This is a genomic window from Fimbriimonadaceae bacterium (assembly GCA_023957775.1).
Lineage (GTDB): Bacteria > Armatimonadota > Fimbriimonadia > Fimbriimonadales > Fimbriimonadaceae > JAMLGR01.
Map to the genome: position 1 here is coordinate 97,851 of JAMLGR010000005.1, position 21,444 is coordinate 119,294.

Here is a 21,444-nt window from a genome sequence, read left to right on the forward strand (position 1 = left end):
GTCTCTTGTGAGACCCCAAAGTGCTTGACGGGGGCTTGCTCGTTGGGTCCTGTGCCCGTTACCCGCCCGCCTTCAGCATCTCCAACGCCTTCTCGATGCCGGGGTCCTTCCCATCCTCGGTCTTGCCCCCCGCGGCCTCGGCGTCGGGGTCGAGAGGGTTGGCCTCGAGACGCCGGCCCTGCGCCGTCACGTAATCGCTGATCGGGTACTGGATCTCGAACCCCTGCGGCAGCTTCCCGTACACCGAAGCCAGCACCGCGCCCGCGGTGCGCGCGCCGACCAAAGGCGCGTGCAGGTTCTCGCGCAGCGCCGCGGCGCAGATCTCCGAGGCGCTGGCCGATCCGCGGTTCACCAGAACCGCCACCTTGCCCGCGAACGGCTCAACCGCCTTCTTCGACGTCTTGTACTTGCGCGAGGACCACTCGGCGATCGCTTCGACCGTGGGGCTGGGACCGGGCTTCTCCTTCACGTACGCGTCGAACGTCGAGCGGCTGATGAACGCCCCGATCTGCGTGTCCGGCGGCATCAGGAGGCTGAGCAGGTGCTGCAGGTTGTTCACCAGCCCTCCCCCGTTCGAGCGCAGGTCCAGCACGAGGTACTTCGCCTTCGCGGCCTCCGCCATCAGCTCCTCGATCGCCTTCTGGTTGTAGCCGCGCGAGAAGCTCTGGATGCGCAGCACCGCCGACTCCTCGTCCGCCCACGTGAGCGTGTCGGGACGGAACACCGAGAACCGCTGGCGCTTCAAGGTGATCTCGCGCACCTCGCCCGCTTCGTCCTTGATCTTCAGCGCCACGTCGGTGCCCTCGTCTCCGGTGAGCACCGCGGGGTTCTCCGGCACCTTGCCGTCCACCTCGACGATCTTCCAACCCGGCTTCACGCCCAGCTCCTCCGCGGGGCTCTTCGGCGTCACCGCCAAGACGACCAGGCCGTCCGCCTCGGGGCGGGCGGTCAACCCCACGCCGATGACCGAGGTGCGCTGCCGCGCCTCCGCGGCGGTGGGCGTGCGCAAACGAATGTGGCTGAATCCGAACTCGCGCAGCGCCCGATTGACCTCGCGCACGAAGTCGCCCTGCTGCTCGGCCTTGTCGATCGCCTCGCGGTGCTTGGCCAAGTGCTCGGGCCACAGCTTGAGATCGATGTTCGGCACGAACGCGCGCTCCATCACGATCTTGTCGATGCCGTCCAGCACCTCGGTCTTCTGTTCGACCGTCAGCGTTTGGGCGGTGGCGGACAGGATCGAGGCCAACAGCAGCAGCGTGCCGGCGAGAGCGCGAAACGGGCGGAGTTTCAGCATGGCTGAGTGTCCTTACGGGATTACCGCGTTTCGGGGTTTCCGAAGTGACGGGAAACGGGAGACGGGAATCGGGAGACGGGAAACGGGAATCGGGAATCGGGAAACGGGAATCGGGAATCGGGAATCGGGGCGGTCGGTATACTTTGCCCATGACCCAGCGACTTCCGGAGTGGCTGACGATCCGTCTTCCGCGCCCCGAAACCATCAAACAGGTGGAGTCGATGATGCGGGACAAAAACCTCCACACCGTGTGCGAGAGCGCCCGCTGCCCCAACCTCCCGGAGTGCTGGAGCAAGAAGACCGCGACCTTTATGATCCTTGGCGACACGTGCACCCGCTCGTGCGGCTTCTGCGCGATCAAGGTCGGGCGCGGCACCGAGGTCGACGCCGAGGAGCCCGCCAGCGTCGCCAAGGTCGCCAACGACCTCGGCCTCAAGCACGTCGTGGTCACCAGCGTGGCGCGCGACGATCTCGCCGACGAAGGGGCCGGCCAGTTCGCCGACACGATTCGCGCCCTGCACGCCGAAAACCCCCTGGTCATCGTCGAAGTGCTCACCCCCGACTTCAAAGGCAAAGAGTGGTGCCTCAAGCTCGTCACCGACGCGCACCCCGAAATCTACAACCACAACGTCGAAACCGTGCCGCGCCTGCACACGGTCGTGCGCCCGCAAGCCAAGTACGAGCGCTCGTTGGGATTGCTCGAAAAGGTCAAGGAGCTGGATTCGAGCATCTATACAAAAAGCGGCATCATGCTCGGTTTGGGCGAAACGCGCGAAGAGGTCGTCGCCACCCTCCAGGACCTGCGCGACCGCGCAGTGGACGCCGTGACCATCGGGCAGTACCTGCGCCCCACGATGCGCCACCTGCCGGTCAACGAGTTCATTTCCCCCAGCGAGTTCAAGGAGTACGAGGCCATCGGCCAAGATCTGGGCTTCGCGTTCGTGGCGTCGGGACCGTTCATCCGCAGCTCGTACAACGCCATCGAGTTCAGCAAGAAGGTGATGGCCGAGCGTGTGAAGAAGCTCGAGGCACAGGATCCCGCTTCCGGACGTCTGAACTCGTAAGCGGCGCACATGCGCGCGGGGAGGAACTGTATCCGCGTACTCCTTGGACTGCTGAGACTCGGGATCTTCTGGCTTCCCGCCGCCGTGCTGGCACTGTGGGGCGGCGCCTATGCCTACGGTTGCCTGCAGGCCCTGGCCGGGCCCGCCGGCCCGGTGGACGTCGAGCTGGCGACGCCCGGCGGCCCCCTCCGCATTCAAGTGGCGTCCTACGCGTGGAACCTCCGCGCCGACTTCCTCTCCGCCGACGGCGTGTGCGTCACCAGCCCGGAAGGACGCCCCCTGCTGGTGGCCGATACGCTTTCCGTGCGCGATGTGCGCGCCCTCCTCTCGGGTGGCGGATCTGCCAAGGTCCGGGCTCGCGGGGTGGACGCGCTGTTGGAGCTCGGACCGACGGGGCGCCCCGTGCTCCTCGATTACCTCCCCCCGAGCACCGACGAGCCCAGCAAGCAGAACTACACCGTCGAGGTCGAGGACGTGCGCCTCACGTGTCTTGGAACCGGGACGCCTCGGCCCTGGCGCGCCTTTGCCACGATCCCCCACCTCGTCGTCGACGGCGCCGGAGACCGGTGGGTGGCGACGGGTCGGCTCGACTTCGGTGCCGATGGCGCGCTGGAAGCCACGGTGCGCGCTCCTTCGCGCAACGCCGTGGTCGTCGACGTGGAGACCGAGCGCCTCGAACTGGCCGAGTTCCTCGCCTATTACAAGGACACCGACGATGGGCGCTCGGTATCCGGCCTCGACCAGGTGGGCGCCCGGACGCTGCGGATCTCGGGGCCCGGTTGGCTGGACCTGCCCGCGGACGGACCCCTTCGGGCGGACGCGCAACTGGCCGTCCAAGCCACGGGCCTCGCTTACGATCGGTACCAGGCGCAGGAGGCGACGTTTGTCGGCCATGTCACGCACTTGGGCGCCGAAGGCACGGCCACGGCACGCGAAAACGGCGTGGACGCCGAGTGGAAGGGCGCGGCGACCTGGGAGAACGGCGTCGAGGCGGCCGGAACGCTGGTCGCATCGGCCCCGGATTCGGGGCGGCTCCCCAAATGGGCATCGGACCTGCTTCCCCCCGAGCTGCGTTTTCAGAGGGGCCGCTACGAGGGGTGGTTCGGTTGGGATGCCGACGGAGTCACCGTTCGAGGCACCGTCGACGCGGGACAGGTGCAGTGGGCCGACGAGACGATCCAGGACGTCGTTGCGGATCTCAAGGCGGACACCAATCGCTTGAGCGGGCGCGTTCGCGAAGCCAACTACATGGGTGCCCGGGTGGGTGGCGCGCTGGATCTCGACCTCCAAACCCGAGCGGTGAAGGGCACCTTCGAGGTGGAGGACCTGTCGATCGCGCGCGCGGCCCGGCGGCTGGACCGCAAGGATTGGAGCGGCACCGTATCGGCCAGCGCGCTGGTGGGCGGCTCCCTCGATGCGCCCACCGCGGACCTTCGCGTGCGCGGGAAGGTGCGGTACGACCGCCCGAACGCAGACCCGCTGTCTCTGGGCAACCTGCTCGCCTCGGCCCGCTGGGAGGAGGGACGTCTCTCGGTCACGCAGGCTTCGCTGGTCGGTGCGGTCGGCGTGCTGTCCGCCGAAGGCGAGTGGACCGAGAAGGAAGGGGAACTCCGTTTCGAGGTGTTTGGGAGCGGGTTCGATCTCTCGGCATTGAGCCCGGGTCTCGACGGGACCGGTGCGATGTCGGCCACGATCGTCGGCACGACCGCCGACCCCAGGGCGTCTGGACGGCTCGAGCTGTACGGGGTGGGGCTCGATGGTCAGGTGGTGCCCCTCGTGGCGGCGGACTATACGGCCGACTCGAAACAGATCGTCGCGTCGCGTCTGGAAGCCGCAAAGGGTTCGGCGCGCGCGTCGGGACGCCTGGGGTTCCGCTTTGAAGACCAGGCGATCTTCGGCGAACTTTCGGCGACCGGTGTCCAGCTCGCAGAGCTCTTGGGCGACGACGTGACGGGGACCGTGGACGTTCCCTCGCTGACGGTGCGGGGCACGCTGGATCGACCGTTGGCCGACGGAACGGTGTCCGGCTCCAACCTGCTCGTCTACGGCACAAAGATCGACTCGGCGCACCTGACCGCCAGCGCGGACCGCGACGCGATCCAGCTCGCCGAAGCGAACTGGACGGTGGGAGCAGGACGCGGCTCGGCCACCGGGCGGTATGACTTGGCGACGCGCGAAGCGTCGTTCGAGGGAACGCTCGCGTCCATTCCCATCGCGTCCCTGTTGTCGACGCACTTCGACGCCGTGGACTCCAGCGGGACCCTCGACGGCACGCTCGCCGGCCACATCACTCCCGACGGGCTCGCCGACCTGCACATGCAAGGCCGCGTCGCGGACCTCAAGCTGAACGACGTGCCCTTCGGCGGAGGGCCGTGGTCCCTCGAGTCGGAACTGGGGGTGTGGAGCGGAAACGCGATGATCGGCTCGCTCGAGCGCTTTATCGAGATTCCCGAATTCCACTACAGCCAGCCGGATCGGTCGGTCTACGCCGAAGCCTCGGCGTTCCAACTGGAGATTCCGGACCTGGTCGATGTCGTTCGGCGCTACGTGCCTTCGATGGACCCTGCGCTCGCTTCGCGCCTCGACACGCTGGAGGGCAACCTCGACGCGCATGCCGTCGTGCAAGGGCCGATCGAGAGCGCGGCGCTGGACGTCGACGTGCTAACCGCCTCGAACCTTGCGATCGGCGAGACGGACCTGGGAACGATCGACGCGAAGGCCCAACGGTCCGAGGGGCTCTGGCAGATCGAGCGGGTGGCCTGGACCGGCGGTCCGGGCGAGTTGAACGTATCCGGGTCGCTGTTGGAGGGCGGAGAGGTCCACCTGGATGGTGAACTGTCTAACTTTGACCTTAACACCTTGTCGCTTATCGATTCCGGCCTGTTGAACCTCCAGGGCTCGATCGAGAACTTCTCCTTCCTGGCGACCGGCCCGGTCGCCCGTCCGGAACTGCAGGCTTCGTTGCGGGCGCAAGCGGGATGGGGGACGGCGAAAAACCCCGACGATCCGACCCTCCTCGATCTCACGCTCGACAACATCTCGATCGCCGACGGGGCGGCGAGTGCGACGGGGAACGCGACCTACGCGGGCCTCGGGGCGCAGATCGACGCCCACTTTCCGTTCGCCTACCCGTTCACCGTGCCGAGGGATCAGCCGTTCCAGGTCAACCTCCTCCTTCGCGAACACGAAATGACGACTTCGGAGATGGAGGAGTTCCCCCTGCCCCTCGACACGTCGCGCACGTCGATCCGCGGGCGGGGAGCGTTCTTGGCGGGAGGCACGCTGGACGAGGTGCACGTGACCGGCGGAGTGGACATCGAGGCGCCGACGTTGGCCTTGCAGGACGGGCAGACCTCGCTCCAGGGATTCGTCGGCCGTGTGGCGCTGAGCGACGACGCCCTCACGGCAAGCGCGTCCGCGGCGAGTTCGGTCGGCGGCTCCGCAACCGTGAACGTGTCCACCGACGGAGGCGATGTGCAGTCCGTCCTCCGCGCCTTCATCGAAGCGGTTGGCAACGACCCCGAGGGCGCATTCCGTCGGGTGCTCGAAACGCCTCTGAAGGGCACCGTCGCGCTCGAAGGGTTGCGCGTGCGCCACGATGCGGGCAGCAAGGGCCGCGTCGACGCCGTCGCCGACGGGTCGATCAGCGTAGGCGGTGTCGCCAGCAGCCCAACCCTGACGGGCACGGTGAACCTCTCCAAGAGTTCGGTGACCCTGCCTTCCGAGCCTCTGGAGCCCGCTCCAGGCGGGATTCCCACCATCGACCCCCGCTTTGCGCTCAAGGCGGTGCTCGTCGATCCGGTGGAGCTGCAGGCGACGGCGTCGGTCATGCGGATCTTGGGTTCGGGGAACCTGGGGGGACGCCTCTCGGAGCCGGACGTCTCGGCGGATCTCAACGTTGTGTCCGGAACGGTCAAGCTGCCGACGGCACGCGTGGCGCTCGAGCCCGGGGGCACGTTGCGTCTGCGCTACCAGGGGACGTCCTCGGGCGAGACCATCGCGCGACTGGACGTGGACCTCGAAGGAACGACCCACGTCACGGCGCTCCGGTTTGGGGAGCAGGTGGAACGGTACACCGTGAGCCTCGCCATCCGCGGGGACCTGCTGGACGAGAAGGGCGTGACGATGACGGCCTCCAGCGATCCTCCGGACCTCGATTCCGACCGGATCCTCCGGCTTCTCGGCCAAGCCGACCTCCTGGAAGGCTTGGCGTCGGCCTTGAAGCCGGGCGAGGGGCAGGGGCAGTTTCAGAGTGCCCTGACCAGCATCGCCTTGCCCGCTCTGTTCGACCCGATCACCGAGAAGCTGGCGGCAGGTCTGGGTCTGGACTATCTGAGCTTGGAGTACAACTCGCTCGACCAGACCACGATCTCCGCGGCGAAGTCCCTCGGCAAGGGCCTCTTGCTTTCGGCGCGTCGCCAACTCGCGGAGCCCGCCCCGGGCTTCCCCCAGCGCTTCGAGTTCCGCCTCTCGTACCGGTTGCCCACGCGCAACCGCATCCTGGGTCGAACGACCCTCTCGATCGGCGTGGACCAGGACCGTCCCTGGAAGATCTCCGTGGAGTACGGGACGCGATTCTAGGAAACGCGAAACGGGCTCGCGCATCTAACTCAACAACGAGGTCGGGCCTTTTGGCCACGACAGCGGATGCAGGGAATTCCACCGGGCCGAAAGCGGATAGGAAGTATAGTTTTGAGGCACGGGTGACCCCACCGCAGGTGGGGGTTGGAGGCGTAGGTTTGATCAAACGGATTTGGTGCGTGGTTCTTCTCCTTGCGGTTGCGTCGATGGCGATCGCCCAGGACACGGGAGTCGTCAAGGAGATCGTCATCAACGGGAACCAGAACATCCAGCGGGATGCGATCTTGGCCACCATGCGCACGAAGGTCGGGTTGGCCTACCTCCAGGCGACGCTCGATCAGGATCGGAAGTCCATCGAAGACATGGGGTTCTTCCAGGCCGTGGACGCCCAAGCCCGCCCGCTGGAGGTCGGCAACTGGCAGATCGTGATCAACGTGGTCGAGTTCCCGGTGATCAAGGAGATCCGCATCGTGGGCAACGCGGCGGTGCCGACCGAAGAGATCGCCGCGGCGCTGACGTTCAAGCCCGGCCAGGTGTACAACGTGAAGGGGGTTCAGCCCAGCGTCGCCGCCATTCGCAAGGTGTACAGCGACCGCGGGTTCTTCGTCCAGATCGAGGAGTTTGGCCCCATGCAGGACTCTCCCACGACCATCAACGTCGTGCTCCTCGAGCTGACCGTCAATTCGGTCGCGGTCCAGGGCAACACGCGCACGAAGAAGTCGGTTTTCGACCACCTGATCAAGACGCGGGCCGGGGACCCGTACAACGTGCGCAAGTGGGAGGCCGACCTGCGCCGCATCTACGGCACCCAGTGGTTCGAGGATGTGAAGAGCGTTGAGCGCGAATCGGAGACGATCGGCAAGGTCGATCTCATCGCCAACGTGAAGGAAGCGCGCACCGGGATGTTCAACGTGGGCATCCAGGTGGATCCCCGAAGCAACTTCGCTGGCCTGCTCAAGCTCTCGGATTCGAACTTCCGAGGGACGGGGCAGAACGTGGGCATCAACTACCTCCAGTCCACGCAGGGGGACGGCGCGAGCATCGACCTGGATTACGGCAACCCGTGGATCGACAACCACGACACCGCGATGCAGTTTTCGATCTACAGTCGCCTGGTCTTCCGCTTTGCGGGGACCAGCTTCGGCGGGAGCAGCGTGCCGACGAACGACGATCGGTACACCGAGCGCCGAACCGGCGCAACCCTCGGCTTCGCCCGTCCGGTGCGGGGGGACGAGCTGAAGGCCTCGGCCAGCATCCGGATGGAGCGCATCGACACGTCGCACCTCAACACCACCTCGACCAACTCGTTTATTCGCCAGGACGGCGATGTGGGCGTGTTGTCCCTGGGCCTGACGCAAAACAAGCGCGACGTCGACATCGAGCCGTCCCGGGGCACGTGGGCGAGGATTCTCGTCGAACCGGGATACAGCAACATCACCGCCGTGGGCGGCGCGGAGGCGGCGAACACGGGACTGGGCAGCAGCACGTTCCTGCGAACCAACCTCGAATATCGGGCCTACTTCTCGAGCGGCCCCCCGCGGGGACGCGAACTCGACGCGCCGCGCAAGGTGCTGGCGGTGCGGGCGCGGTACGGCGTGATCAGCGGCCGCGTTCCTTTCTTCGAGCAGTTCTTCGCGGGAGGCTCCGACACGATTCGCGGCTACGCCGAGGACCGCTTCTGGGGCCGCCAGACCCTGCTCACCACGGTGGAGTACCGCTACCCGATTCAAAAGGCGTTCAACGCCATCCTCTTCGTGGATTACGGCGGCGCGTGGGGCGGCTACGGCGGGGTCAACAAGTTCTCGCAGTCGTCCTCGCCGGACCTCCACATCGGGTACGGCCTGGGATTCAGCTTCCGCACTCCGTTGGGCCCGATTCGGCTCGACTTCGGCTTCAACGACGAGGGTGGGAGCCGCACCCACTTCCTCATTGGAACGTCTTTCTAAACTAGGAATCAATTGATGCAGAAACTAACAGTGAATCAGTCGGGCTGGCTCGCCGCCGCCCTCATCGCCGGCGCCGCGATCGGTGTCGGCTTCCAAGGGTCCGCGGAGAAATCGGCGGTCGTGGATGTCCAGAAGGTCGTCGAGCAGAGCGACTACGGCAAGCAGAACCAGGTGACCTTCAACGAGATGAAGGCCGGACGGGAAGGCCTGCTCGAGTTTATCGACACGTACCGCGTGCTGACGACCGAGCAGGCTCAGAAGATCCGCGATCTCAGCCTGAAGGTGGGAGCGACGGCTCCGGAGAAGGCGGAGCTCGAACGCGTCAAGGCCGATGTGATCGCGGCGGACAAGAAGTCGAAGGAGCTGAGCCAGAAGCCGAACCTGACGCCGGAGGAGCGGACCCTGATCGAGGAGTACGCTCGCCGCAGCCAGGCGATGGAGGCGACGGCCCAGCGCTGGTTCCGCGAGTTTACGAACGAGCTGCAGACCTGGGCGGACCAGCAGAAGCTCACGAGCGTGGAGAAGGCCCGCGCGGCGATCCAGGAGGTGGGCAAGGCCGGCGGCTATTCGATCGTCTTCGAGGCCGGCGTCGCACCCTACGGCGCGAACGACCTCACCGATGCGGCCTTGAAGGCCATGAATGCGAAGAAATAGGGCGCTGGTCGTTCTGGGGGGCGTCGCCTTGATGATGGGTTGCGCCCCCCGCGCGGAACGCGTGACCGTCGATCTCAGCCGCGTTCCCACTCCCGCGCGCGCCCCGGATGCCCCGTCCGTGGCACCCCGTCCTCCCGATCCGCTCCCCCCGGCAAGCGGCGTTCTGGAGTCGCTTCCCGCACAGGTCGTCGTCCTCCAGGATGGCAAGGAGCGGATCGCCGCGGCCCAGCGGATCGTCGAGCAGAGCCGCAAGCAAGCGTACGAGCAGGTGCTCCGGATCTTGCGCGACACGTACCGGGCCGAAGTCCAGCGTTGGGCGGACGACCGCGTGGCGGAGCTTGACCCCGCTCGCGCCTCGGAGTTCGACGGGGCGTTTCGGGAGCTGAGGACGAAGTTCGAGGCCTACGCGGACGCGCGCGGGCCGAAGATCGCCCGCCTTGCACTCCTCGCCGGCTTCCCCGAGTGGCGGTCGACCACCGGAGCGCTGGAGCCCCGCTGGACCGACGAAGCGAAGCGGTTGCGCGCCGAGGTGCGCGCGCTCGACTCGGAGTTCGCCCAAACCGCGGCGACGTTGCTGGCGGACGCCGAGCACACGATCCAAGAGGAGGCTCAGAAGATCCAGCGCGAGATCCAGGCGGCGTTCGCCGATGCCGACGCGCGCGCCGAACAGACCGCCGCCCAGCAGATGACGGAGGCCAGACGGGATCTCGATGCGCTGTTGGCGGGTCGAACCGAACTGGAACTGAACGCGGAACCGCGCAAGACGTTGGAGCTTCCCGCCTCGACCCCGGTAAAATCGGTGCCGCAGCTGCCCGAACCGAACGAGCCCGAGCCGGATGTGCGGCAGGAGCTGGCGCTTTGGCTGCGGTCGCAGGGGTATGTCCTTGCGCCTCCGGGGACGCGTGGGCGCGACGTCACCAAGGAGTTTGTCGCATGGAGAGCGGCGCATCAGGTTGGACGCTAAGCGAACTTGCAGAGCTGGTGGGAGGGCACGTGGACGGGCCGCCGGACCAGCGCGTCCTGAGGCCGGTTCCCAGCGGCTCGGACGACCCCGAAGGGATCGCGTTCGCCGAATCGGAGTCCCACTTGGCCCGCGTGGAGCGCTCGGGGGTGGGCGCCGTGTTCGCCGTGCCGGACATCGCGTGTTCCAAGCCGTGCATCCGCGTCGCCAATCCCCGCGCCGCCTTTGGGCGGCTCCTCCACCTGGCGGATAGCCCGCTTCCCATCGGCGATGGCGTGCATCCGACGGCAGTGATCGATCCGGGCGCCGAGGTGCACCCGCTCGCGCGCATCGGGGCCTATGCGGTGATCGAGGGCGGGGCGAAGGTCGCTTCCGGCGCGCGCGTCTACCCCTTCGCCTACGTCGGCGAGGGTTGCTCCATCGGCGTGGATGCCGTGGTGCTTCCCCACGCGGTGCTGGTGCGGTCGGTCTCCGTCGGCGCGCGCGCGGTCATTCACTCGGGGGTGGTGCTGGGTGCCGAAGGCTTTGGATTCGTGTGGGACGGGGAGAAGCGCGTGAAGGTGCCCCAGGTGGGCGGCGTGGTCTTGGGAGACGACGTCGAGATCGGCGCCAACACGACGATCGATCGAGCCACCGCGGGCCACACCCGGGTGAACACGGGCACGAAGATCGACAACCTGGTGCAGATCGCCCACAACGTCGAGATCGGCGAGCACGGGGTGATCGCGGCGCAGGCGGGCATCAGTGGGAGCGTGGCGATCGGCGACCGAGTGACGATGGCGGGCCAGTGCGCGGTGTCGGACCATGTGACGATCGCCTCGGACACGACGTTCGGGGGCCGGTCGGGCATCACCAACGACGTCAAGGAGAAGGGGGTCTATTTCGGCCTGCCCGCGCGCCCGATCAAGGAGGCGATGCGCATCATGGCCGCCGTGGCGCGCCTGCCCGATCTGGTGCACCGCATCCGCAAGCTCGAGAGTGCGCGAGAATCCGTCGAGGACGATTCGTGACGTTCGAGCGGCTTACGGTGGGCGGCGACGTCGTCTTCGAGGGGTTGGGCCTCCACAGCGGAGTGCCTGTCCGCGTGGTGGTTCGCTCCAGCCGAGCCGGGGTGGTGTTTCGCTGGGGCCAACAGCAGGTGGCGGCCGACCCCGCGGGGGTGACGGACACGTCGCGGTGCACGCGGCTGGGCGAGATCTCGACGGTCGAGCACCTGATGGCAGCGTTCGCCGGGCTCGAGATCACCGATGCCGAGGTGGAGGTCTCCGCACCGGAACTGCCCGCCCTGGACGGTGCGGCCCGCGAGTATGTGGACGGGCTCTTGGCGGCGGGTGTGGAGCGGGTGGGCTCCCTGCAGGTCGAAGGCCCGTTTGCCCGCGTGTTCCTTCACGAGGAGCCCTTGAAGATCGCCATCTCGAGCGGCGTGGGCCACTGGCGGTACGAGTTCGAGACGGGCGACCGGTGGCCGGGTCGCCAATCGTTCGAGGCCCTCGACGCCGCGGCGGCCTTTCCCGACCAGATCGCGCCCGCGCGCACGTTCGGGTTTGCCGAAGAGATCCCGGCGCTTCTCGAGCGCGGTTTGGCCCGCGGATTGGGCCCGAAGACGGCCCTCGTGCTGGGGCCCTCGGGTTACGAAGGGGCGGCCCGTTTTGCCGACGAACCGGCGCGGCACAAGCTGCTGGATTGTATCGGCGATCTGTATCTCACCGGCATCCCCATTCGCGCCTTAAACGTCGTGGCCGAGCGAACGGGCCATCGCGCGCATGTGGAGGCCGCGAAGCTGCTGGCGGAGGCCGTGACGGTGGTGCGGGAGGCGTAAGTTGTGGTTTGTGGTTGGAGGAACCCCCTCGCCCTCCCCCTTCCGAGGGGGAGGCAGTGAGCGTAGCGAACTGGGTGGGGAGGGCCTCAGCTTGAGCTTGCCGGCGTTCCCTGCAACCCCAAGACCTCCGCGTTTTCCCGCAGCGCGGCGATGACGTTGGCGATGTGCGCCTCCAAGGGCAGGCCGATCTCCTCCGCGCCCGCATGCACCTCGTCCCGATGGACGCCCGCGGCGAAGGACTTCTCCTTCAGCTTCTTAAGGACGCTCTTCACCTCGACGTCGTGCACGCTCTTCGACGGTCGCACGAAGGTGACGGCGGCCACGAACCCGCTCAGCTCGTCGCACGCGTAAAGGTGTTTCTCCAGCGCCGTGAGGCGCGGGATGCCGAGCGCGTCGTTGTGCGAGCCGATGGCGCGGATGATCACCGGGTCCCAGCCCAGCGACTCGAGCAGCCGCATGCCCCAACCGGGGTGGTCGTCCGGGTGTTTCTCGTAGTCGAAGTCGTGGAGCAGGCCGACCGTGGCCCACAGCGCCTCGTCCTCGCCGAGCTTGCGGGCGTACCAGGCCACGGCGGCTTCGACGCCGAGGCAGTGCCGGCGAAGCGACTCGCTCTCGGTATGTTCGCAAAGAAGATCCCAAGCCTCGGCGCGGGTGTTCGGCATAGCGGGAGGATACCGAGACCCGGGGGGAGTTTCACGCAAGGGACGCAAAGGGCACGATGGGGGACTCGTTCTTTCTGCGGTGGCTTGCGGAGGTTCCTCGGGGGAGTTTCACGCAAGGGACGCAAAGGGCGCGATGGGGGACTCGTCGCGACCTTGTGTTTCGTCCTTACGATGGTGGATGCCTTCCAAGGGATGTTCGACGGGGACTCTTGGTCCGTGATGCTGGGCGCGCTGCTCAAGTTGGGCATCGCGGCGATCCTGGGCGGGTTGATCGGGTGGGAGCGCGAGTCCCACGGCCGACCCGCGGGCATGCGGACGCACATGATGACGGTGATCGGCGTGGTGCTGTTCTCCGAGGTGAGCAAGCACTTCGCTGCGGGAGACCCCACAAGGATCGCCGCGCAGATCGTGACCGGAATCGGCTTCTTGGGCGCCGGCACGATCCTTCGGCACGGGCCCGAGATCCGCGGGTTGACCACCGCGGCGAGTCTCTGGGCCGCCGCCGGGATCGGGATGGCCGTCAGCACGGGGGGCGTCTACATCGTGATCGCGGTGGCCGCGACGCTTCTGTCGCTGTTCACCTTGGAGGTCGTCGAACGGTTCGAAAAGCGCGTGAATCCCGGCGAGCACGGGGTGATCTTGGTGGTGGCGCTGAGCGGCGGTCAGGGTGGAGCGGCGCTCTTCGAAGCGCTTTCGAAAGCCGGAGCGATGATCCGGGAAACCCGCGTCGAAGGCACCGATCCCCAGACGCTGCACATCCGCCTGAGCGGCGACCAAGCGAAGGTAATGGCGGCCGTCCACAGGGTTTCTGGAGTGAGCGAAGCCCGATGGGAATCGATCAACGACCACCGATAGACGACCGACGATCCCATTCTGCCAATCTAGAGAGCGATGGCGTATCGCGACTTCCAGCACTTCCTCGAGACCCTCGAGTCCCAAGGCGAGCTCAAGCGTATCTCGGAGCCAGTCAGCCCGTACCTCGAGATCACGGAGGTTGCGGACCGCGTGATGAAGGCGGGCGGCCCGGCGCTGTTGTTCGAGAATCCCGTGGGTCCGCCGCACCGCTTGGGCACGCCCAATCCACGCAGCGCGGTGATGAACGAGCCCTCGATCCACAAGATCCCCGAGGGCGAGGTGAGGTACGCGCACCCCGTGGCGATCAACACGATGGGTTCGCGCAAGCGCATGTCGCTGGCGCTCTCGTGCGGGGACTTCGAGGAGCACGCGGAGCGGCTGGCCGCGCTCCTGCAACCCGAGATTCCGAAAGGCCCGATTGCGGCGCTCAAAGCGCTGCCCGCCCTGTTCCAAGAGGTCAAGACCGTTCCGCCGAAGACCGTGGACCGTGGGGTGTGCCAAGAGGTCGTGATGGAGGGCGACGAGGTGGACCTCACCCAACTGCCCGTGCTCACGTGTTGGCCGGAAGACGCGGGACCGTTCGTGACGCTCCCCCTGGTGTTCACCTACGACCCGAACACCGGCAAGCGCAACGTGGGGATGTACCGGATCCAGGTGTTCGACAAGAACACCACGGGGATGCACTGGCAGATGCACAAGACCGGCATGCGCCACATGGAAGAGGCGGGCAAGCAGGGCAAGCGCATCGAGGCGTGCGTGGTGCTTGGCGGCGATCCGGCATACACGTTCAGCGCGATCTCGCCTCTGCCGCCCGGGATCGACGAGATGCTGTTCGCCGGCTTTCTGAGGCGCGAGAACGCGCGTCTTGTGAAAGCGAAGACCGTGGACATCCTGGTGCCCGCGGACGCCGAGATCGTGCTCGAGGGCTACGTCGACCCCGCGGAGCGGCGTCTCGAGGGACCGTTCGGAGACCATACGGGTTACTACTCGCTGGCCGACGAGTTTCCCGTGTTCCACGTCACGTGCGTCACACGGCGCGAGAAGGCGGTGTACCCCGCGACGATCGTCGGCCAGCCTCCGATGGAGGACGGGTGGATGGGCAAGGCGGTCGAGCGCATCTTCCTGCCCATGATCCGGCTGACGGTGCCGGAGATCGTGGACATGAACCTCCCGGTGGAGGCGTGCTTCCACAACGTGGCGTTCGTGTCGATCAAGAAGAAGTATCCCGGCCACGCGTACAAGGTGATGAATGCGATCTGGGGGTTGGGTGGGCTGGCGTTCACGAAGTTCGTGTTCGTGGTGGACGAGGACGCCGACGTGCAGGATGTGGGCGAGATGCTGTTCCGCATCGGTGCGAACTGCGACCCCGGCCGCGACACCCTGCACTCGCGCGGGCCGGTGGACCAGCTCGACCACGCCTCGATGGCGATGGGCTTTGGCGGCAAGATCGGTTTCGACTGCACGCACAAATGGCCGGGCGAGAACGGGTTTTCGCGCGATTACCCCAAGCTCATCGCCATGAGCCCGGACGTGAAGGCGAAGGTCGATGCGATGTGGGGTCGTTTGGGTTTGTGATTGGGAGACGGGAAACGGGAGACGGGAGACGGGAATCGGGAAACGGGAGACGGGAATCGGGAGACGGGAATCGGGAGACGGGAGGCGGGGTCTGGGGGTGGGGTTTGGGGGTCATGTCTTTGGGGCCCTCTTAATCAGGAGACGGGAATCAGGAATCAGGAGACGGGAATCGGGAATCGGGGAGGCGGGAAACGGGAATCGGGAGGCGGGAAACGGGAATCGGGAATCGTGAGGCGGGGTTTGGGGTCGCGTTTTTGGGGCCCCCTTCGCCATGTCAGCCCGGGGTCTGCGACCCCCGTTGGGTGGTGATTTCCGCTTCACGCCTCCCGCCTCCCGCCTCCCGCCTCCCGCCTCCCGCTTCCCGACTCCCGAGTCCCGATTCCCGTTACTACCAGCCGCCGCAATCGCCGATGGGGGAGCCGGGGGGTGGCGCCGGGGGTGGCGACAACGGGGCGGGTTCCCAGGGGCGTTCGAGGTAACGGCGGATCGCGCTGCGCAGCTCCTCGCCTTGGTCGGTGGAGGGCAGCAGGGTCACCAACCTCCGCAACTGGCCGTTGGCGGCGGCGCGCACCGCGGGCATCGCGGAGGCGTCTTGGCCGAGGAGGAACAGGCGCGCGACGAGCACGTTCTGCACCGCGTAGCGAAGGGGGCGGTCTCCCGCGTCGGCGGGGAACGCGTCTGCCACCAGCGTTGCGAGGACGTCGTGTTCGGAGGGGCCCTCCCCTTCCGCCGCTTGGATGTGGCAGCGGCCGAGGCGGGCCGGGTGCAGCAGGGCCGCGTACACGAGGTCCGCAGCCGTGGCGGCGGCCGAGAGGGGATCGAAGGTGGGGCCGGTTCGCCCGTCGAGCCTCTCCGCGCCCGCGCCCGCCCCGAAGGTTGGTGGCGCCAGGAGGCGCGTGATGCGATTCGGAATCTCGAGGAAGGAGGGCTGCAAGCACTCCAGCAGCGCTTCGATCGCGGCGTACTGTTTCTCCGCAGGCACCCGCTTCGTCGGAATCCGGCCGTCGCCGCGGAGCGCAAACTGGTATTCGAGCCCGCCCACCTCTTTTGCCGCGGCCTCGACCTCGTAACGGTGCCACAGGTAAAGGGGCGCGAACACCTCTTGCAGCTCGGCCAGGGGGCGGTTCATGGCCACGCGATCCTGACCGAACCGGTCGACGCCGATTTGCCGGACCGAGATGGCATTGCGAAGACCCTCGATGGGGTCAGCGAAGTTGTCCCAGAGGTTGGCCCGGGGATCGGAGCCGCCGAGGTCGCGCGCGTCGCCATCCGAGAGGAAGAGGGGAGCGCTCGCGGCCATCGTGTCCAGCTCCGACTGGGAGAGGTTCGCCCCGTACATCCAACGAATCGCGTAGAGATCGTACGTTCCCATCCCGACGGCATAGCCGTCGGAGAGGTCGAGCCGGCCGTCGCGCACGAGCACCAGCGGCGCCGGATAGTCCATCACCGAGGCGCGGCCGTACGTGCTTCCGGCGAAGTTGTGGGCGAGCCCCAAGGTGTGGCCGACCTCGTGCGCCGCGAGTTGGCGCACCCGCGCGAGGGAGAGCTGCACCGGATCCTCGGGCCCGCCCTTGCCGGTTTGCTCCGTGCCGACCAAACCCTCGAACAGGAGTCGGTCCTGCCGCACGCGAAGGGATCCCAGCGTGACGTGCCCCTTGAGAATCTCCCCCGTGCGGGGGTCGGTGATCGACGAGCCGTACGACCAGCCCCGCGTCGAGCGGTGGACCCACTGGATCGTGTTGTAGCGCGCGTCCAGCGGATCGGCATCCTTGGGGAGGACTTTGACGACGAATCCGCCGGGGAAGCCCGCCTTCTCGAAGGCCTCGGACCACCACGAAGCCCCTTCCACCAGCGCGGAACGGATCGGCTCGGGCGCGCCGTTGTCCACGTAGTAGATGATGGGGTGCTTCACCTTGCCCGACGCGTCCAGTTCGAGGCGGTGGCGCGCGATCCAGCGCTGCTCCAGCGGCTCCGAGAGGGGGGCCGCGTAATCGAGGAACGCGATGCCGAACGCGCCGATCCGCGGGTCGAACTTCCGCGGCTGGTACCCCGGCTCCGGAAGGGCGACGAACGACTGGTGCTCGATCATCGCGACGGCGTCTGGAACAGCGGCCGTCTGGCGAACCAGAGGTCCCGGCTGCGCCGAGGCGAAAGTGAGTGTGGCCTCGAACTCGAGGTTCTTGGGGAACGCCTTGCACTCCGAGAACTCGATGACGCTTCGCTCCTTGTCGAGGGCGAAGGAGCCTTGGTTCGCGCTGCGCAACGTGTCGGTGGTTTTGTGCGCGTCTCGAAGCAAGAACGTGCCCAGATCGATCAGGAAACTCCCGTTAGTGTCCTCGGCGACCACCGGGGTGGCCCACAAGACGCCGGCCGCGAACGATTCCTCGACGGCCCGCTTCTCCGCGGGGTCGTCCGAGAGCGCCCGGTACCGGTAGTTCGGAACGACGAACAGCACGCGGTTGCCCACCCTCCGGATGCGCACCACGTAGGTCGGGCCGAGTTGCCCCCGGTCGAGTCCCACGTCGTTGTTTCCCAAACCGCTGCGGATCGCCGAGTGGTAGAGCACCTCGGCGGCCCAGGCGTCGCCGTCTGATTGGCGGGGCAACTCCATGTAGAGGGTGCCTTCGGACGGAGCTGGGTACGTCGCAAAGAGTCCGGCTCTCTTTTCCAGACCCTTGGTCTTCTCCGCGATGGTCGGCAGGTGCGGAGGAGCGACGACGAGGGCGGCGAGGAGCACCAACATGGCCCGTATTATGCCTTCGACCCGGTAACTCCCCCAGCCCGTAGGTCGTGGCGACGTGGAACAACGCCCACGGGTTCGAGCGCTCGCCATTCCTGGCGGCGGGTGCCATCCATCGCTGAGGGTCGGAGGAGAACATGGCATTGAAGAGAAGGCTTGGCGAGCTGCTGATCGCGCAGCGGCTCATCACGAACGAGCAGTTGGACCACGCGCTGGAGGTCCAGCGCGAGACGCACGAAACGCTGGGGGCCGTGCTGGTCACCCTCGGGTATCTCGACGAGCCGCTGCTTCTCAAGGCGATGGCCGCCCAGAAGGGCGTTCGACCGTGGGATCTGACCACCCAGCCGCCCAAGCCGTATGCGCTCGGACGGGTGCCGGAGAACATCTGCCGCACGTACCAGTTGCTCCCCGTCGAAGCGCAGGCGGACCTCCTGATCGTGGCGATGAGGAATCCCGACGACCTCGAGGCGTTGGAGCTGGTTCGAAACATCACGGGCATGCGCATCGAGCCGGTCCTTGCGGACGAGGACAAGCTGCTGGTCGTGATCGACCAGGTCCAGAACCGCTCCGTTGGCACGGCCGTCGGCGGGTTTGTGGCCCAGGCGATGGGGGAGCTGGATTCGGACGCTCCCATCGAGCTGGAGAACCTGGAGGTGGACGAGGACGATCGCCCGGTCGTGGCGCTCGTCAACACGGTCCTCACCGAGGCGATTCGGCTCGGGGCGAGCGACGTTCACATCGAGCCGCGAGGCGGTCGGGTGGACATTCGGTTCCGCGTGGACGGGGAGATGCGCAAGATTCAGGAGATCCCCTCGCGCCTCCTTCCGATGCTGATCGCGCGCATGAAGATCATGGCGGAGCTGGACATCGTCGAGTTTCGGCTTCCCCAGGACGGCCGCATTTCGGTGAAGATCGACGGCCGCGTCGTGGACATCCGCGTGGCGGTGCTTCCCAACTATCACGGGCAGCGACTCGTCATGCGGATTCTCGACAAGTCCGTGTCGCTCAAGCGGCTTCCCGAGCTGGGCTTCTCGACCCGGAACCTCGCCATGTTCCGCAAGATGATCGAGATGCCCCACGGCATGGTGCTCGTCACCGGGCCGACGGGTTCCGGGAAGACCACGACGCTCTACGCCGCGATCGCGGAGCTTCGGTCGCCCACGCGGAACATCATGACGTGCGAAGACCCTGTCGAGTACGACCTCGACGGCATCAGCCAATCGCAGGTGAACGAGAAGGTGGGCCTGACGTTCGCCAAGCAGTTACGCGCCACGTTGCGTCAAGACCCGGACATGATCCTGGTCGGCGAGATCCGCGACCAGGAGACCGTGCAGACGGCCATCCGCGCGGCGCTGACGGGACACATGTTGCTCAGCACCCTCCACTGCAACGACGCCCCGAGCGCGATTCCGCGGCTCCTGGACATGGGCGTCGACCCGTTCATGCTCAGCACGTCGCTGACGGGTGTGATTTCGCAACGGCTCACGCGCGTGCTGTGCTCGTCGTGCTCCGAAGAGCGCCACACCTCCGACGAGGAGCGTTCGCTGTTCACGAACTTCCTCGGCTATCCAGTGGAGACCGTGCGCGATCCTCGCGGGTGCCCCTATTGCGCCCACACGGGCTATCGCGGGCGTCAAGCGCTGCAGGAGATCCTGCCGGTGACGCGCGACGTGGCCCATGCGATCGCGAGCCGGGTCCCGATGGACACCGTGCGCGAATTGGCCGTCGCCAACGGGTACGAGCCGATGCAGCGCATGGCCTTGGAGATGGTCGCGTCGGGAGTCACGTCGCTCGAGGAGATCCGCCGCAAGGTGTCGTTCGATCTCGACTCGGAGATCCTCTCGATCGCCAACGCCGCCCCCATGCTGCGCGCCGCATAGCGGGTGGGGGTGCGAGGCATCCCCGTGGGATTTGGTGGGCGTGCTGAGACAGCAAGACTCACGCCCGTCCGGCGGGCGTGGCACCCGTTGACACGGCAAGACCCTGAGGTGCCACGCCCGCTTGACGGGCGTGCTGAGTGGAACCACCGATGGCATCCCCGCAGACGCTCCCCATTTGTGCCGGGTTCCCGTCACACCTGATACACGTGCGGGTGGGTCGCGCCACCCCCTTCGGAATATCTCCCGCGGAGGCTCTTATGCGAAGGGGAATCGGGTGTCTGTTGGTCTTGGCGATCGGGGCGTTGTTGCCCGCGTACGCGCCCACGACGCAGCCCGCGCTGACCGAGCAGTCCAAGCAGAGCTACCGCCTTGTCGTCGACGCGTTCGAGAAGCAGAAGTACACCATGGCCATGGCGCGTCTCGACGGGCTGCTGATGCCCCAGCCCGTTTCGGTGGGGATCGACATGGACACGATTCCCAAAGATGCCAAGGAGTTTGTCGAGGGGGTTCGACAAGGGATCGCCATCTGGACGCAGGCGTTGCCTGACAGTCCCTTCCGGTACTCGGCCTTCGGAGAAAACCCGATGCTGAGAATCCAGTTCGTCGACCGGGTCGAGGGCTCGGGAGACGTGCAGGGGATGATCAACGCACGCCGCGAATTCGCCTGGAACAGCCGCGAGTACAGCTCGAAGATCTCGGGGACGATCCTGATCGTTAGGCATACGAACGGTCGCTACCTCACCCGGGATGAGATCGCGGAAGTGACGGGGCACGAGCTGGGCCACCTGCTGGGCCTCGACGACGTCGAGGGGACGAGGGGGTTGATGGGGCCCTTCGTCGCGGGCCAGCCACGACCGTTCGTCGAGCAGGACGAGCTCGATGTGGTCACCGCCTTTCGCAGGACGATGCGCGAAAGAAGTGCGCAGATCCTCCAGCAGCAAAGCACGATGGTCCGGCGCCAAGACGCAAGGTCTCTGGGGACGACCGAGGAGTAAGAACCCACCGATTCCCGACTCCCGTCTCCCGTCTCCCAAGCAGTTGGCCTGTAAGCCGGATTCTGTGTTTGTGCGGCGATCTATCTTCGCGGCCAACCCGGAGAGTCGGCGAGCAGCGTCATCCTCTCCCTATTTGGCCTTGCTTCCAGCGGGGTTTGCCCGGCCGCCCGGTTGCCCGGTACGCCGGTGAGCTCTTACCTCACCATTTCACCCTTGCTCCGACAAGTCGGGGCGGTATGTTTCTGTGGCACTTTCCGTCGGGTCGCCCCGCCCCGGCTTGCGCCGGGCGCCGTGCTCTGTGAAGTCCGGACTTTCCTCCCCCCGAGCGAGTCGGGGAGCCGCCACCCGGCCAACTGCCGTTGCAGGATACCGGAAGGGACCGGGACTCGGGACTCGGGATTCGGGGCGCGAGGGGCCC

The 21,444-nt window shown here is 66.8% G+C and carries 14 protein-coding genes and 1 other RNA gene; 11 read left to right on the forward strand and 4 right to left on the reverse strand.

The window, feature by feature from the left end; all coding sequences use genetic code 11:
- Positions 1-58: 58 nt before the first annotated feature.
- Positions 59-1,294, reverse strand: coding sequence for a S41 family peptidase (locus M9921_05750; GenBank protein ID MCO5296344.1), 1,236 nt, complete (start codon positions 1,292-1,294; stop codon positions 59-61).
- 149 nt (positions 1,295-1,443) lie between these two features.
- On the opposite strand from M9921_05750, the gene lipA reads away from it, so the two are divergent.
- From lipA to M9921_05785, 7 genes are all read left to right on the forward strand, one after another.
- Positions 1,444-2,358 carry a lipoyl synthase gene (gene lipA, locus M9921_05755; GenBank protein MCO5296345.1) on the forward strand — a complete coding sequence of 305 codons (915 nt, stop codon included), beginning with the start codon at positions 1,444-1,446 and terminating at the stop codon, positions 2,356-2,358.
- Positions 2,359-2,367: 9 nt separating this feature from the next.
- Complete coding sequence (locus tag M9921_05760; protein ID MCO5296346.1) at positions 2,368-6,939, forward strand: translocation/assembly module TamB domain-containing protein; 4,572 nt, start codon at positions 2,368-2,370, stop codon at positions 6,937-6,939.
- Between the two features lie 179 nt (positions 6,940-7,118).
- Entirely contained in the window at positions 7,119-8,885 is a 1,767-nt protein-coding gene (locus M9921_05765) for a BamA/TamA family outer membrane protein (GenBank protein MCO5296347.1), read from the forward strand.
- Positions 8,886-8,900: 15 nt separating this feature from the next.
- Positions 8,901-9,539: an OmpH family outer membrane protein gene (locus M9921_05770; protein ID MCO5296348.1), complete on the forward strand. Its 639-nt coding sequence runs from the start codon at positions 8,901-8,903 to the stop codon at positions 9,537-9,539.
- Positions 9,526-10,503 (forward strand): hypothetical protein, encoded by a 978-nt coding sequence (locus M9921_05775; GenBank protein ID MCO5296349.1) that lies wholly within the window; start codon positions 9,526-9,528, stop codon positions 10,501-10,503. Before M9921_05770 ends, M9921_05775 begins: the two co-directional genes overlap by 14 nt.
- Positions 10,473-11,510 carry a UDP-3-O-(3-hydroxymyristoyl)glucosamine N-acyltransferase gene (gene lpxD, locus M9921_05780; protein MCO5296350.1) on the forward strand — a complete coding sequence of 346 codons (1,038 nt, stop codon included), beginning with the start codon at positions 10,473-10,475 and terminating at the stop codon, positions 11,508-11,510. Before M9921_05775 ends, lpxD begins: the two co-directional genes overlap by 31 nt.
- On the forward strand, positions 11,507-12,319 hold the full coding sequence (locus tag M9921_05785; GenBank protein MCO5296351.1) for a UDP-3-O-acyl-N-acetylglucosamine deacetylase: 813 nt from the start codon (positions 11,507-11,509) through the stop codon (positions 12,317-12,319). The genes lpxD and M9921_05785 overlap by 4 nt, the downstream gene beginning before the upstream one ends.
- 86 nt (positions 12,320-12,405) lie before the next feature.
- Here the strand turns inward: M9921_05785 and M9921_05790 are convergent, their stop codons facing one another.
- Entirely contained in the window at positions 12,406-12,981 is a 576-nt protein-coding gene (locus M9921_05790) for an HDIG domain-containing protein (GenBank protein ID MCO5296352.1), read from the reverse strand.
- Positions 12,982-13,134: 153 nt separating this feature from the next.
- Between M9921_05790 and M9921_05795 the strand changes: the two genes are divergently transcribed.
- Entirely contained in the window at positions 13,135-13,836 is a 702-nt protein-coding gene (locus M9921_05795) for an MgtC/SapB family protein (GenBank protein ID MCO5296353.1), read from the forward strand.
- Positions 13,837-13,872: 36 nt separating this feature from the next.
- A complete protein-coding gene (locus tag M9921_05800; GenBank protein MCO5296354.1) occupies positions 13,873-15,411 on the forward strand; it encodes a menaquinone biosynthesis decarboxylase in 1,539 nt (512 codons plus the stop codon).
- A 388-nt stretch (positions 15,412-15,799) separates the two neighbouring features.
- Here M9921_05800 and M9921_05805 read toward each other — a convergent pair whose 3' ends face one another.
- Positions 15,800-18,154: a zinc-dependent metalloprotease gene (locus M9921_05805; protein ID MCO5296355.1), complete on the reverse strand. Its 2,355-nt coding sequence runs from the start codon at positions 18,152-18,154 to the stop codon at positions 15,800-15,802.
- Between the two features lie 134 nt (positions 18,155-18,288).
- Between M9921_05805 and M9921_05810 the strand changes: the two genes are divergently transcribed.
- Together M9921_05810 and M9921_05815 are read left to right on the forward strand one after the other, a co-directional pair.
- Positions 18,289-20,031: a GspE/PulE family protein gene (locus M9921_05810; protein ID MCO5296356.1), complete on the forward strand. Its 1,743-nt coding sequence runs from the start codon at positions 18,289-18,291 to the stop codon at positions 20,029-20,031.
- Between the two features lie 257 nt (positions 20,032-20,288).
- Positions 20,289-21,026: a hypothetical protein gene (locus M9921_05815; protein MCO5296357.1), complete on the forward strand. Its 738-nt coding sequence runs from the start codon at positions 20,289-20,291 to the stop codon at positions 21,024-21,026.
- 35 nt (positions 21,027-21,061) lie between these two features.
- On the opposite strand, the gene rnpB is transcribed toward M9921_05815, so the two are convergent.
- An RNA gene (rnpB, locus tag M9921_05820) (RNase P RNA component class A) lies at positions 21,062-21,383 on the reverse strand.
- Between the last annotated feature and the right edge of the window lie 61 nt (positions 21,384-21,444).